13 protein-coding genes are annotated in these 12,948 nt (G+C 39.2%); 4 read left to right on the top strand and 9 right to left on the bottom strand.

Features of this window, described 5'->3' with window-relative positions; all coding sequences use genetic code 11:
• Positions 1-116: 116 nt before the first annotated feature.
• From lpdA to FGM01_RS14185, 5 genes are all read right to left on the bottom strand, one after another.
• Positions 117-1,508 (bottom strand): dihydrolipoyl dehydrogenase, encoded by a 1,392-nt coding sequence (gene lpdA / locus FGM01_RS14205; protein ID WP_143411857.1) that lies wholly within the window; start codon positions 1,506-1,508, stop codon positions 117-119.
• 152 nt (positions 1,509-1,660) lie between these two features.
• Positions 1,661-2,200: a hypothetical protein gene (locus FGM01_RS14200; protein WP_143411856.1), complete on the bottom strand. Its 540-nt coding sequence runs from the start codon at positions 2,198-2,200 to the stop codon at positions 1,661-1,663.
• A gap of 16 nt (positions 2,201-2,216) precedes the next feature.
• The gene (gene msrB / locus FGM01_RS14195; RefSeq protein ID WP_143411855.1) at positions 2,217-2,609 is read right to left on the bottom strand and encodes a peptide-methionine (R)-S-oxide reductase MsrB; all 393 of its coding nucleotides are present in this window, start codon (positions 2,607-2,609) and stop codon (positions 2,217-2,219) included.
• Between the two features lies 1 nt (position 2,610).
• Complete coding sequence (gene msrB, locus FGM01_RS14190; protein WP_143411854.1) at positions 2,611-3,102, bottom strand: peptide-methionine (R)-S-oxide reductase MsrB; 492 nt, start codon at positions 3,100-3,102, stop codon at positions 2,611-2,613.
• Positions 3,103-3,121: 19 nt separating this feature from the next.
• Positions 3,122-4,000 (bottom strand): alpha/beta fold hydrolase, encoded by an 879-nt coding sequence (locus FGM01_RS14185; protein WP_143411853.1) that lies wholly within the window; start codon positions 3,998-4,000, stop codon positions 3,122-3,124.
• Between the two features lie 187 nt (positions 4,001-4,187).
• Between FGM01_RS14185 and FGM01_RS14180 the strand changes: the two genes are divergently transcribed.
• Together FGM01_RS14180 and FGM01_RS14175 are read left to right on the top strand one after the other, a co-directional pair.
• Complete coding sequence (locus FGM01_RS14180) at positions 4,188-5,006, top strand: M48 family metallopeptidase (protein WP_143411852.1); 819 nt, start codon at positions 4,188-4,190, stop codon at positions 5,004-5,006.
• Positions 5,007-5,067: 61 nt separating this feature from the next.
• Positions 5,068-6,393: an MFS transporter gene (locus FGM01_RS14175; protein WP_143411851.1), complete on the top strand. Its 1,326-nt coding sequence runs from the start codon at positions 5,068-5,070 to the stop codon at positions 6,391-6,393.
• 47 nt (positions 6,394-6,440) lie between these two features.
• On the opposite strand, the gene FGM01_RS14170 is transcribed toward FGM01_RS14175, so the two are convergent.
• The 4 genes from FGM01_RS14170 to FGM01_RS14155 are packed head-to-tail and all read right to left on the bottom strand — an operon-like array spanning position 6,441 to position 9,396.
• Complete coding sequence (locus FGM01_RS14170; protein ID WP_143411850.1) at positions 6,441-7,166, bottom strand: head GIN domain-containing protein; 726 nt, start codon at positions 7,164-7,166, stop codon at positions 6,441-6,443.
• Between the two features lie 26 nt (positions 7,167-7,192).
• Positions 7,193-8,308, bottom strand: coding sequence for a DUF4097 domain-containing protein (locus FGM01_RS14165; protein ID WP_143411849.1), 1,116 nt, complete (start codon positions 8,306-8,308; stop codon positions 7,193-7,195).
• The gene (locus tag FGM01_RS14160) at positions 8,289-8,849 is read right to left on the bottom strand and encodes a DUF4179 domain-containing protein (RefSeq protein WP_243735820.1); all 561 of its coding nucleotides are present in this window, start codon (positions 8,847-8,849) and stop codon (positions 8,289-8,291) included. Before FGM01_RS14160 ends, FGM01_RS14165 begins: the two co-directional genes overlap by 20 nt.
• On the bottom strand, positions 8,836-9,396 hold the full coding sequence (locus FGM01_RS14155) for an RNA polymerase sigma factor (protein ID WP_143411848.1): 561 nt from the start codon (positions 9,394-9,396) through the stop codon (positions 8,836-8,838). Before FGM01_RS14155 ends, FGM01_RS14160 begins: the two co-directional genes overlap by 14 nt.
• A 207-nt stretch (positions 9,397-9,603) precedes the next feature.
• Here FGM01_RS14155 and lon point away from each other — a divergent pair, with 207 nt between their 5' ends.
• Positions 9,604-12,054 (top strand): endopeptidase La, encoded by a 2,451-nt coding sequence (gene lon / locus FGM01_RS14150; protein ID WP_143411847.1) that lies wholly within the window; start codon positions 9,604-9,606, stop codon positions 12,052-12,054.
• 85 nt (positions 12,055-12,139) lie between these two features.
• A complete protein-coding gene (gene cmk / locus FGM01_RS14145) occupies positions 12,140-12,841 on the top strand; it encodes a (d)CMP kinase (protein WP_143411846.1) in 702 nt (233 codons plus the stop codon).
• Positions 12,842-12,948: the final 107 nt, after the last annotated feature.

The following is a 12,948-nucleotide window of genomic DNA, read 5'->3' as shown; positions in this document are numbered from 1 at the left end:
AGACATAATTGTAATATCAGATATATCCTGGTCGCCATAATCCTTCGAAGTGACGAATAAAAAAATCCTGCAATCGGGAGATTGCAGGATTTTTAATTTTTATATCGTTTTATTTCTTACAGGTGAATTACCTCGTCATAAGCAGCCGCTACAGCTTCCATTACTGCCTCACTCATGGTAGGATGAGGGTGAACTGCTTTTAAAACCTCGTGTCCTGTTGTTTCCAGTTTTCTGCCTAAAACCGCTTCCGCGATCATATCGGTTACGCCGGCACCAATCATATGGCAGCCTAGCCATTCACCGTATTTCGCATCAAAGATCACTTTCACGAATCCATCTTTTTTACCAGAAGCACTGGCTTTACCAGAGGCAGAAAATGGGAATTTACCAATCTTTAGCTCGTAACCCGCTTCTTTTGCCTGTTTTTCGGTCATTCCAACAGAAGCAATTTCAGGGCTGGCATAAGTACAACCCGGGATATTGCCATAATCCAATGGTTGAACATCCATACCTTTGATCTTTTCAACACACAGAATACCTTCTGCAGAAGCTACGTGAGCCAGGGCAGGACCATGAACCACGTCCCCAATAGCATAAACGCCGGAAACGTTGGTCTGGTAAAAATCGTTAACCACGATCTTATCCTTGTCTGTTTTAATGCCGAGATCTTCCACACCAATATTCTCAATATTTGTTTTTATACCTACTGCTGAAAGAACGATTTCAGCCTCAAGTTTTTCTTCACCTTTTTTAGTCTTTACGGTAGCTATAACTTTACCATCCTTCTTTTCAACACTTTCTACAGAAGAATTAGTCATCACCTTAATACCGGCTTTGTTGATGCTTCTTTCAAACTGCTTAGAGACTTCCTCATCTTCTAATGGCACTACATTGGGCAGGAATTCTACCACGGTAACCTCAGTTCCCATGGCATTGTAAAAATGAGCAAATTCAACTCCTATCGCTCCTGAACCAACTACGATCATAGATTTTGGCTGCTTTTCCAGGGTCATAGCCTCTCGGTAACCTATCACAGTTTTTCCATCCTGTTTTAGATTAGGCAATTCTCGGGATCTCGCACCTGTGGCAATGATGACATTATCTGCCTGATATTCAGTCTTTTTATCTTTGCTGTCAGTAACTTCTACCTTCTTTCCAGACTTTAATTTTCCGAAACCTTCCAGCACATCGATTTTATTCTTTTTCATCAGGAATTGAACACCTTTGCTCATTCCATTTGCCACATCCCGGCTTCTTTTCACTACAGCTCCAAAATCCTTATCGGCATTTTCCAGCTTTAAACCATAATCTTCAGCATGCTTCAGGTAATCAAAAACCTCGGCGCTTTTTAGAAGAGCTTTGGTAGGGATACATCCCCAGTTAAGACAAACACCTCCAAGACTTTCTTTTTCAACAATTGCGGTTTTGAAACCTAACTGAGAAGCACGGATCGCTGTGACATAACCACCCGGGCCGCTACCTAAAACAATAATATCATATTTACTCATATTCGGAATATTTTGAATCTGGTTATAGAGTTTGCGAATTTAAGGAATTAAACCCTAAACTAAAAGCTGTAATCCTGTGATAGTAATGCAAAAAAATGCCTGTAAATAAGGATACAGGCATTTATAAAATAAGAAATGTATTTTTAAAAGTCTTAGTCGAAAGTGAGATTAAATCTATTTTGAACCTGTTCTAGATTTGAAAAATCTACATCTGCGTTTGCTTCAAATGTCGCAGATGGGATTACAACTACCCTGAAGGTTTGGTTATCTGTAAACCGACTGCTGAGATTACTAAGATCATAATTACCATCAATAATAATTTCGATATCGCTTACAGTATAATTATAAACATATTGAATTGTTCCCTCGTCCAGAAAGAAGTTCTGGGGTATAAGGCTCCAAGAATCTATAGTTCCTCCACCATCTGCCTCAAGAATTTCAAGGCGGTAGACAAGAACAGCATCAGATTCTGGTTCTATGGTAGCTACCTCGTCTGGAATATCGATGAGCTGGGAATAATAATTCAAATCTGAAAAATAATCAAAGTCGATAGTTCTTTCATAGGTGTATCCTAATCCATCCAGACCATCTGCACCCGGAGGTCCAGGAGGTCCCGGAGGTCCCTGGTCTCCATCTGAACATGCTGTGAAAAATACGCTGGTCAATATTAAAAGTGATAAAAGTTTTTTCATGATAAATTGGTTTTAGTTATTTATTAAACTCAATGCTGGCAGAATTTACACAATAACGCTGGCCGGTTTCTGTTGGCCCATCGTCAAAAACGTGTCCCAGGTGACTACCACAACTGGAGCAAAGTATTTCAGTTCTAATCATCCCAAAGCTGCGATCCTGAACGTATTCTACCTTTCCTTCAATGGCATCATCAAAACTTGGCCATCCACAGCCACTTTCGAATTTGGCATCACTTTCAAATAGTTTTTCTCCGCAGGCTGCACATTTATATTCTCCTTTGTCAAAATGAAGGTTATACTTTCCGGTGTTGGGAGCTTCGGTACCTTTTTGTCTAAGTACTCTGTATTGCTCGGGAGAAAGTTCCTTTTTCCATTCTTCTTCGGTCTTTTCTACTTTATATTTCTTCATTTTATTCTTTCTCGGGTTTAAAATCCATGGCCACTCCATTGATGCAATGACGTTTTCCAGTGGTTTCTCTAGGGCCATCATTGAAAACATGCCCCAGGTGACCTCCGCATCTCGCGCAATGCACCTCATCCCTTTGGTAACTTAGCTTGGTATCACTACCATAGGCTACCCCGCCATCTATAGCACGATCAAAGCTTGGCCAGCCGGTTCCACTATCAAATTTATTTTTGGTTTTATATAATTCATTTCCGCAGGCTGCACATACAAAAGTTCCGGGTTCCTTGACCTTTAATAGCTCACTGGTATAAGGAGTTTCAGTAGCAGCCTTCCGTAAAACTGCAAATTCCTGGGAGGTTAGTTCTTCTTTCCACTCTGCCTCAGATTTGGTTACTTCATAATTTTTTGAAGATCCTTCATCAGATTTTTTCTGTGCGTTACCATTGCAACTTATAAGAAATGTCGCCAGAAGGGTACATAAAAGTATCTTTTTCATAGTTTTCTTTTTTCTAAAATTACAAAGATTGTGCCGCGATAAAAGTTGATATTTTGTTAATTACTTCTTTATTCCCTAAAATACGGCGATGACCTAAACCTGAAGTGATTAATAATTCACTGTTTTCCAGTTCATTATTTATTTGATATGCCGAGGAGACCGGTACATCCACATCTTCCTCATCATGAATAACCAGGGTAGGAGTTTTTACAAATTTTGCAGATTCTCCACCAGATAGTACATCCATATCCTCATTAAACCTATCGTCGAGATAAGCCTTCATTTTCCTGGCGACCTTATGATTCATCCTCATGTTTTCTGCGAAATTTCTTGTAATTTCTGAAATATTATTTGCGGTACCAACAATGACCAGTTTGTTGGTTTTAAGTCCGTTGCGAATTGCTCTAAGGGAGGACATTCCTCCTAGAGAATGGCCTATCACGGCATCAAAAGGTCCGTGAATCTTATCGAGGTGATGTATCGCTTCAATGAAAAATGGCATCATGCTTATTTTTCCAGGTGCTTTACCGTGTCCGGGTGCATCGAAACTTATACACTTATGACCATCTGCCACAAGTGCCTCTGCAATTTTTGCCAGTTGAGTTCCTCGCCCGCTCCATCCATGCACAAGCAGAACCTTACGATCTCCTTCTCCATATTCGTATGTGATGATCTCCCTCTTTATTGCAGGAACCCAGACGTTCTTTTGTACAGATTCTTCATCCATCTCCTTTTCTCTTTCCGGAAGCTTATATCTGAAGGGTGTTAGAAAAAGTTTAGCCGCAAACCTGCTGGTGAGAAAAGGGGAGATAGCGGTTAAAATTTGAGAGACAGTTAAAATATAGTTAGGAACCAAAAGTTGTTGAACCGGTGTTTTATCCTTGGTATTTTTTGTCATTTTTAAGAAAAGAAATTTTTATTATCAAAACTATAACAATAGTAATTATTAGTCTTTAAGACCTTGGTTTTGCTGCAAATATCCATAATGGTATTGTTTTTGAATCCTATTAATTGTTAAATCATACTTAAACCAACTACAGCGATATCGCTGCTTTTGTACTTTTAAATACCTAAAACCAAAAATCATGAAATTCAAAAATACTTTTTTGTGGTTAAGTGTGCTACTTTTAGTGGTCGCATGTAAAACCAATCCTTTCACCGGCGAGAAGAATCTTAATTTTGTAAGCAACGATCAATTATTCCCGGCATCTTTTGAGCAGTACAATCAGTTCCTTAATGAAGCCGAGGTTGTTAGAAATACCGAGGAAGCCAGGAAGGTCAAAAGTCTTGGTGAAGATATTGTGACCGCTGCCGAGCGTTATCTTAACGCGAACGGATACCAGGGATTTATGAATGACTTTAAATGGGAATTCAACCTGGTAAAGGATGATCAGGCGAATGCATTTGCAATGCCCGGCGGTAAAGTAGTTGTATATACAGGTATTTTAGATGAAGCAAAGAATACGAATGGCCTAGCTACTATTATGGCCCATGAGATCGCGCATGCTTTGGCAGATCACGGAGCTCAAAGGATGAGTGCAGCCCAGTTGCAACAATTAGGAGCTGTTGCCGGATCTGTTGCGGTGAGTGGAAGAAGTGAACGTACTCAGCAAATTTTTGCGCAGGCATATGGTCTTGGATCAACAGTAGGAGTGATGTTGCCTTTTAGCAGGGGTCACGAGGCTGAAGCTGACAGGATAGGACTAACTCTTATGGCAATAGCAGGGTACGATCCCAGAGAAGCGCCAGAGTTATGGAAAAGAATGCAGGCTAATGGAGGACAGGCACCACCGGAATTTTTGAGTACTCACCCGTCCACGCAAACCAGGATTAATAATTTAACCAGATGGGCGCCAGAAGCTATTGCAGAAGCTAAAAAATATGGAGTAAACAGTTTTAAATAACCTGGAGTAAATAATATTTTGAAAAGCCACCTTATTCGGTGGCTTTTTTTATTTTTAGGCCATGAAGCAACTACCAAAAGGAAGTAAAAAGCTTATTCATGCCTGGGCTTTTTACGATTGGGCAAATTCTGTTTACAGCCTGGTCATCTCTTCTGCTATATTCCCGATATTTTATGGTGCACTTACTATAGTTAAAAATAGTGAAGGTGAAATAATAGGTGATACAGTGACCTTTTTAGGGGTTGAATATAATAATGATACGCTTATTAGTTATGTAACTGCGGCAGCCTTTCTGGTGGTAAGTTTTCTTAGTCCGTTCCTCTCTGGAATTGCAGATTATATCGGTAATAAAAAGAACTTTCTAAAGTTCTTTTGTTACCTGGGTGCCATATCCTGTATAGGTTTGTTCTGGTTCGACTTAGACTATCTATGGTTTGGGTTTTTATGCTATTTCTTGGCCCTCATTGGGTTTTGGTCCAGTCTTGTTTTTTATAATTCTTACCTGCCCGATATTGCTTTTCCTGAACAGCAGGATAAAGCAAGCGCTAAAGGTTTTTCACTGGGATATATAGGAAGTGTGATCTTATTGATCTTATGCTTAGTAATGATCTTAAAATATGACTGGTTTGGTTTTGAAAACGAGGGATTACCAACCCGGCTTTCCTTTGTACTTACCGGCTTGTGGTGGATAGGATTTAGCCAATATTCATACTATTATCTGCCTAAGGGAAATAAGAAATCTAAGTTTACCCGTGATATCCTTTTTAATGGATTCAGAGAACTCAACTCTATCTGGAAATCTATAAAAAAGAATAAAACCCTGAAACGATATCTAATTGCATTTTTCGTTTATAGTATGGCTGTTCAAACCATCATGCTCATCGCAACTTATTTCGGAATAGAGGAACTGGAATGGGGAGATCAGGATGCTACCACGGGACTTATTGTAAGTATTCTGTTAATCCAGCTGGTTGCCGTTGCTGGTGCCACTCTTACCTCAAGGCTGGCTATAAAATTTGGGGATATCAAGATTCTCATTTTTATAAACCTGATCTGGATCGCCATCTGTGGATATGCCTATTTTATAACTACACCTATACAATTTTATTTTGCAGCGGCTTCAGTAGGCCTGGTGATGGGAGGGATACAATCTCTTTCCCGCTCTACCTACTCAAAAATGCTTCCGGAAAATGCCATAGATACCGCCAGCTATTTCAGTTTTTATGACGTTTCTGAAAAGATCGGTATCGTAATTGGAATGTCTTTATATGGATTTGTGGCCCAGAACACTGGAAGTGTTAGAAATGCTATCTTATTTCTGGTGATCTTTTTTATAGCCGGAGTGTTACTTTTGATGCGCGTGCCAAAAAGGGTTATCACTAAATAAAAAAACCTGCAGGAAGCAGGTTTTTTTTATTCGTTTGTCTGAAGCGTTTAATAGGAAGAAACTCCTCCAGATCCACTGCTGTTAAAATCCTGTTTTTCCGGATCTCCTTTATACACTATATCTCCTGACCCAAACACAGAGGCCTTTAAAGAGTTTTTAGCATATATCATGATGTCGCCAGATCCTGATACTTTAGCATCTACATCTTCTGCTTGAAGATCATAGGCATCAAAATCTCCACTTCCGGTTACCGTACATTCAAATTTATTGGAGTTTCCTTTAAGCTGTATGTCTCCAGAGCCGGTTATTTTCCCGTCAAGTTGATTAACATCCAGCTCAAGTTTCATATTCCCGCTGCCCGTAACCTGTACCTGCAGATCTGAACCTGTAATTTTATCTCTGGTCCAAATGTCTCCGGAACCGGTTACTGAAATTGCATTGAGGTCTTTGAAAGGGACGGTTATTAGGATTTCTTCTCTTGGTGAAAGATTATAACCTTCTGCTGTATAGATCTTCAGAGAACCACCCTTTACTTCAGTTATGATAAACTCCTGGAGATTACTTTCGGCTTCCACTTTAATTTTGCCCTCATTGCCTGCAACTAATTGCACATTCATTGATCCAACAAGTTTAATTTCGTCATAGGAATCTGTGGTTCTAATGTCTGTAGACATTTCGCCATTACCTTTAACCCGCTCTCCGTTACCCCATTGAGCATTGATACATGAAACGGATAAAAGACAAATACTGATTAAAAAAAAGAAATTTTTCATGATATTAATGATTGATTAATTGATTATTATTTTTTTTGAAATTTGACGTTACCATAGCTGGTGCTTATTCTAAACCTCGATTCTTCACCAGATCCATATGAACCGGTAACCTCATTACCTGTGCTTCGTTCATTTCTGGTTTTGATGTTCAGACCATCCAGTCCGCTTACATTTCCATAAGATGTTTTAATCAGGAAATTAAAGCTCATCTCGTTATCATAGCCAAGTTTCACCCCGGCATAATCGGTATCGATTTCTATATTTTTCGCCCCTTTGATCACTTTTTCAATAGATAAAGATCCATAATCCAGGTTAATATCTGCAGATTCAAAGATCCGGTTGATCCTGGTAGAAAGATAATCACCGTTACCAATAAGAACTTTGACCTTGTCAATGTCCATGCTTCCGTAATCGCAATTGAATTCCATGTTGCTAACTTTACCAACTTTAGATTGGGTATAATCTGCCTTTATCATTAGGTTGCCAGCTTCCCCGATCTCAAAATCTGAATAGTCGGCATTGATTTCGGCATTGGTAACATATCCAATACTACTACCTCGCGTGTAGTCAAAATTCAGGTAATTGGACGAACCTTTTAATTCCCCGATATCCATTTTACCATAGTCGCAATTTATTTTTGTATTACCGGTAGATTTGTCAATATAGATTCCGCCATAATCATTATTAATATCGAGGTGATTACTCACAGGAGCTCTTACGATATAGTTAACTTCTACATTCACATTGTCAGACCCTCCAAAGACCTCCTTCCACCATGATTTATCTTCTTTAGAAAACCGGGTTTTTGCGCTAACTCCAGATGCAGCCTGCTCGAATGCTATATTGATCTCATCCAGCTTTTTAGCAACCTTCTCCTCATCGTTACCATTGGTCTTAATAATAACCTCGATTACTACTCGATTTTGATCCCAGGTGGTAATATCGACGTTCCCGTAGCTATTATTGATTTTCAGTTCATCGCTGGGATTCACCTTGAATTCTTTTTTTACCTTTTTTTCTTTAGTGTGTTTTCCCGAATTCACTGAATTGTCTAACCCTGTTTTACCTTCGAAAGAATCGAAATACATGGTACCGGGAATTAATACAAATAAAATGAGTATACTAGATAATATTGTTTTCATGACTTTGATTCTTTAATGATTTGATTTCTTCAATTTGGGTTAATACGTTATTCAATAGGTCTATTCGTTGCTGGAAGTTCTGTATCATTGCATGAATCACCCGGTCATCCCTGCCACTATCAATAAGATCCTTTTCGAGGTGGGCATAATTCATTTCCAGTTTTTTCATTTGTTCCAAAGCGTCGTTAATAATAGTTTCTGTTTCAGGACCTATCTCTTCATTCAGAGCATTCAATTCACGGGTAATTAATCCTGTATAGAACTGCTGGGTTTGCTTCATTTCCGGAGAAATACTGGCAAGATCATTATTTGCAGCATTTAGCGGGCTCATATACTCACCCAATAGGAAAAATACGAGAGCCAGACTGGCAGCAATACTAATAACAGGAGCCCATAACCGGCGGATCTTTTGTTCTTTTTCCGGAGTTGCAGAAGCCTGCTCTAGTTTTCTGAAAAAACGTTCTTTATGACCTTGGTCTGGTTCTTCAATATCAAAGTTCAGATCTTCAAAAAGCTCGTTAAATTTATTATCCTTCATCATCCTGTAATTTTTTCCTTAAACTTGTTTTTGCTCTGGATATCATGGTCCTGCAATTAGCGTAAGAAATATTCATTATTTCGCAAATTTCCTCATAGTCGTAACCTTCTATAAGATGCAGGGTTAATCCCAGCCTGTAATTTTCCTTAAGAGATTTTATTTTCTCCAGTATCCTGCGAACTTTCGCGTTTTTCCTGTCATCTTCGTTTAATGCTGCCCCGGAGTCTTCTGCTTCATTTTTTAGCTCATCATTATAACTTACTTCCCCAAGCCTGATGATCTTGTTGTAAGCAGTAATGCTTTCGTTTACTACGATCCTTTTTAACCAGGCCCCAAAAGTAGAGTTACCCTTAAAACTGTCAATCTTAGTAAAAGCTCTTAAAAAAGCCTCCTGCATTATATCTTCTGCCTCTGCAGCACGACCGGTTATACGCAAGGCGGTGTTGTACATCGCTTTATAATACCGCTCGTAAATCTCCATTTGAGCACGCTGGTCACCTTTGCGACAACGTTCTACCAGGTCTTTAATATGTGTGATGGTTGGTGTCAATTAAAACTTGGTTTCTATAATAAAGATGAGGAAGTTTTCGGGATGTTACACTTTTGAAAAAAAAATATTGAAAGCGTGGCACAGGAATTGAATAATTGAAATAGAAAATCTGAAATAATTCTGAAAGTCTTATCTATCAGGACTTTTAAATAACTTCCCAAAATTAATGCATATTGGTTTTGGTGACAGTTTGACTTAAATATAATTATGGCTAAAACAAAGTTTGGTAATATTGACAGTTTGTCACTGCAGGGAATCAATGAGGATGCCGAGTTGATCCCTTTAATGACACCTGAAGATGAAGAGGAAATAAATAAAGAGAATCTGCCCAAAACTCTGCCTATACTACCGCTGAGAAATACTGTTTTGTTTCCGGGAGTGGTAATACCTATAACTGCAGGTCGTGACGCATCGATCAAGTTGATTAACGAAGCAAATAACGGAAGTAAGATCATTGGAGTGGTTTCTCAAAAGGATGAGGAAGTAGAGAACCCGACTTCCAAGGATATTAATAAGGTAGGAGTTGTCGCGAGAATTCTTAGAGTCCTAAAGATGCCCGATGGTAATACCACGGTAATAATTCAGGGAAAAAAGCGCTTCCAGATCACCCAGTTGGTTACAGAGGAGCCCTATATGAATGCAACGGTTGCTGAGATTCCTGATAATCGTCCCGAAAAGGGAAATGCGGAATTTTCTGCGATTATAGATTCAATCAAAGATCTTGCTTTACAAATTATCAAGGGTAGTCCTAATATCCCTTCTGAGGCTTCGTTTGCAATCAAAAATATTGAGAGCGATTCATTTCTTATAAATTTCGTTTCCTCAAATATGAATTTGAGCGTAGAGGAAAAGCAGAAGTTGCTGGAGATGAACGATCTTAAGGAACGTGCCTTGGCTACGCTGAAACACATGAATACCGAGAACCAGAAGCTTGAACTTAAGAACGATATTCAGAGCAAGGTTCAGAGTGATATGAGCCAGCAGCAACGGGAGTATTTCCTGCATCAGCAAATGAAAACCATCCAGGAAGAACTGGGTGGGGTATCCCATGAAGGTGAGCTTGTTGAGATGCGTGAAAGGGCCCAGTCAAAGCAATGGGGAGAGGAAGTTCAGAATCATTTTGAAAAGGAACTTTCAAAAATGCAGCGAATGAACCCTCAGGTTGCCGAATATTCTATCCAGAGAAATTACCTGGATCTGTTTCTGGATCTACCCTGGAACGAATTCAGCAAAGATAAATTCGACCTAAAAAGAGCCAAAAGAATCCTGGATCGTGATCATTACGGTCTGGACGATGTGAAAAGGAGGATCATAGAATATCTGGCGGTTTTGAAACTGAGAAATGATATGAAATCTCCCATACTTTGTCTCTATGGGCCTCCGGGAGTTGGTAAAACTTCTTTAGGTAGATCTGTGGCAGAAGCTTTAGGTAGAGAGTATGTTAGAATATCTCTTGGTGGTTTAAGAGATGAAGCCGAAATAAGAGGACATAGAAAAACCTATATCGGGGCCATGCCCGGCAGGATCATACAAAGCCTGAAAAAAGCTGGAACAAGTAACCCGGTTTTTGTACTGGATGAGATCGATAAACTAAGTATGGGAAATGCCGGGGATCCATCATCGGCTTTACTGGAAGTCCTGGACCCTGAGCAAAACTCAGAGTTTCATGATAACTTCCTCGAAATGGGATTTGACCTTTCCAAAGTAATGTTTATTGCTACGTGCAATTCTTTGAGTACTATCCAACCGGCACTTAGAGACCGTATGGAGATCATAAATGTTACCGGATATACCATAGAGGAGAAGGTGCAAATTGCTAAGAGGCATTTGCTTCCAAAACAGCTTGAAGAACATGGACTTAATTCAGACCATCTCAAGATTGGAAAAAAACAACTTGAAAAGATAGTAGAAGGTTATACCCGTGAATCTGGGGTTCGTGCTCTGGAAAAGCAGATCGCCAAAGTGGTAAGATATGCCGCCAAGAATATTGCGATGGAGGAGGAATACAATATCAAGGTAACCGATGAGAATATTATCGAGATCCTGGGTAGCCCTAAAATGGAAAGAGATAAATATGAGAATAATGATGTTGCCGGTGTTGTTACAGGTCTTGCCTGGACCAGCGTAGGTGGAGATATTCTTTTTATTGAATCTATACTCTCCAAGGGAAAAGGTAACTTGAGTATTACCGGAAACCTGGGAAAAGTAATGAAGGAGTCTGCTACTATAGCCATGGAGTATATTAAAGCAAACGCAGAAAGCCTGGGTATAGATCCGGCGGTCTTTAATCAATATAACGTGCATATTCACGTTCCGGAAGGAGCTACGCCTAAAGATGGACCTAGTGCCGGGATAACCATGCTTACTTCCCTGGTTTCTTTATTCTGCCAGAAAAAAGTAAAGAGAAGTATTGCTATGACCGGTGAGATCACTCTTAGAGGTAAGGTATTGCCTGTGGGAGGTATAAAGGAAAAAATTCTGGCCGCTAAAAGAGCCAGGATTAAAGAAATCATTCTTTGTGAAGATAATAAACGTGACATTGAAGAGATCAAAGAAGAATACGTAAAAGGTCTTACTTTCCATTATGTAAGGGAAATGAGTGAAGTAATTGATATTGCGATAACAGAGGAAGATGTAAAAAATGCCAAAACCCTTTAAAATATAAGCCCCGGTAAGGGGCTTTTTTTATGATCCTGTCATAAAACTTTTTTAAAAAATTATCTTTGCAAAAGATTTTAAATAGATGGATAAAAAAATTACGATTGCTATTGACGGATTTTCCTCTACGGGAAAAAGTACCGTGGCTAAAAGACTGGCGAAAGAGCTGGAGTATGTTTATGTAGATACCGGAGCCATGTACAGGGCGGTTACTTTATATATGATGCGAAAACTTTTTGTGTCTAATGATCATGTTAATGAAGAAGCAATCATTCGTCATTTACCCTTTATAAATTTACATTTTGAGTATAATGATGTTTTGGGCTATGGTGAGATGTATTTAAACGGAGAGAACGTAGAGAAGGAAATAAGATACCTGGAAGTTTCGCAGCAGGTGAGTAAAGTTTCAGCTATTCCCCAGGTTCGAAAAATGCTGGTAAAGCAGCAGCAGGAAATGGGTAAAAGTAAAGGAGTGGTTATGGATGGGCGCGATATAGGTACCGTGGTCTTTCCAGATGCTGAATTAAAAATTTTCATGACCGCTTCTACCGAGCACAGAGCACAGCGCAGATATGATGAATTAATGGATAGGGGAGACGAGATAAGTTATGAAGACGTGCTCCAGAATGTTAAAGACAGGGATTATATGGATTCCACCAGGGATGATTCACCTTTGATCAAGGCAGATGATGCCATTGAATTTGATAATTCTAATTATGGTAAAGAAGAGCAGTTTCAGAAAGTTTTAGAGGTGACCAAAAAGAAAATTACTGAAGTAAATTCTTAAGTGAAAATAAGTTTAGAATATATCCGCAATTAATTTCATTATTAGTTGCGGATTTTTGTTTAGTTATGTATTTTTGCACTCCTTTTTGGCAAATGATCGGAGATCCA

It is taken from the genome of Christiangramia sabulilitoris (assembly GCF_007050985.1).
GTDB lineage: Bacteria > Bacteroidota > Bacteroidia > Flavobacteriales > Flavobacteriaceae > Christiangramia > Christiangramia sabulilitoris.
Note: the sequence above shows the minus strand (reverse complement) of the source record. Positions and strands in the feature narration are given on the sequence as shown.

Coding starts and splice junctions, on each gene's coding strand:
- lpdA (WP_143411857.1), bottom strand. CDS start 1,508: ATGAGTAAATATGATATTATTGTTTTAGGTAGCGGCCCGGGTGGTTAT.
- FGM01_RS14200 (WP_143411856.1), bottom strand. CDS start 2,200: ATGAAAAAACTTTTATCACTTTTAATATTGACCAGCGTATTTTTCACA.
- msrB (WP_143411855.1), bottom strand. CDS start 2,609: ATGAAGAAATATAAAGTAGAAAAGACCGAAGAAGAATGGAAAAAGGAA.
- msrB (WP_143411854.1), bottom strand. CDS start 3,102: ATGAAAAAGATACTTTTATGTACCCTTCTGGCGACATTTCTTATAAGT.
- FGM01_RS14185 (WP_143411853.1), bottom strand. CDS start 4,000: ATGACAAAAAATACCAAGGATAAAACACCGGTTCAACAACTTTTGGTT.
- FGM01_RS14180 (WP_143411852.1), top strand. CDS start 4,188: ATGAAATTCAAAAATACTTTTTTGTGGTTAAGTGTGCTACTTTTAGTG.
- FGM01_RS14175 (WP_143411851.1), top strand. CDS start 5,068: ATGAAGCAACTACCAAAAGGAAGTAAAAAGCTTATTCATGCCTGGGCT.
- FGM01_RS14170 (WP_143411850.1), bottom strand. CDS start 7,166: ATGAAAAATTTCTTTTTTTTAATCAGTATTTGTCTTTTATCCGTTTCA.
- FGM01_RS14165 (WP_143411849.1), bottom strand. CDS start 8,308: ATGAAAACAATATTATCTAGTATACTCATTTTATTTGTATTAATTCCC.
- FGM01_RS14160 (WP_243735820.1), bottom strand. CDS start 8,849: ATGATGAAGGATAATAAATTTAACGAGCTTTTTGAAGATCTGAACTTT.
- lon (WP_143411847.1), top strand. CDS start 9,604: ATGGCTAAAACAAAGTTTGGTAATATTGACAGTTTGTCACTGCAGGGA.
- cmk (WP_143411846.1), top strand. CDS start 12,140: ATGGATAAAAAAATTACGATTGCTATTGACGGATTTTCCTCTACGGGA.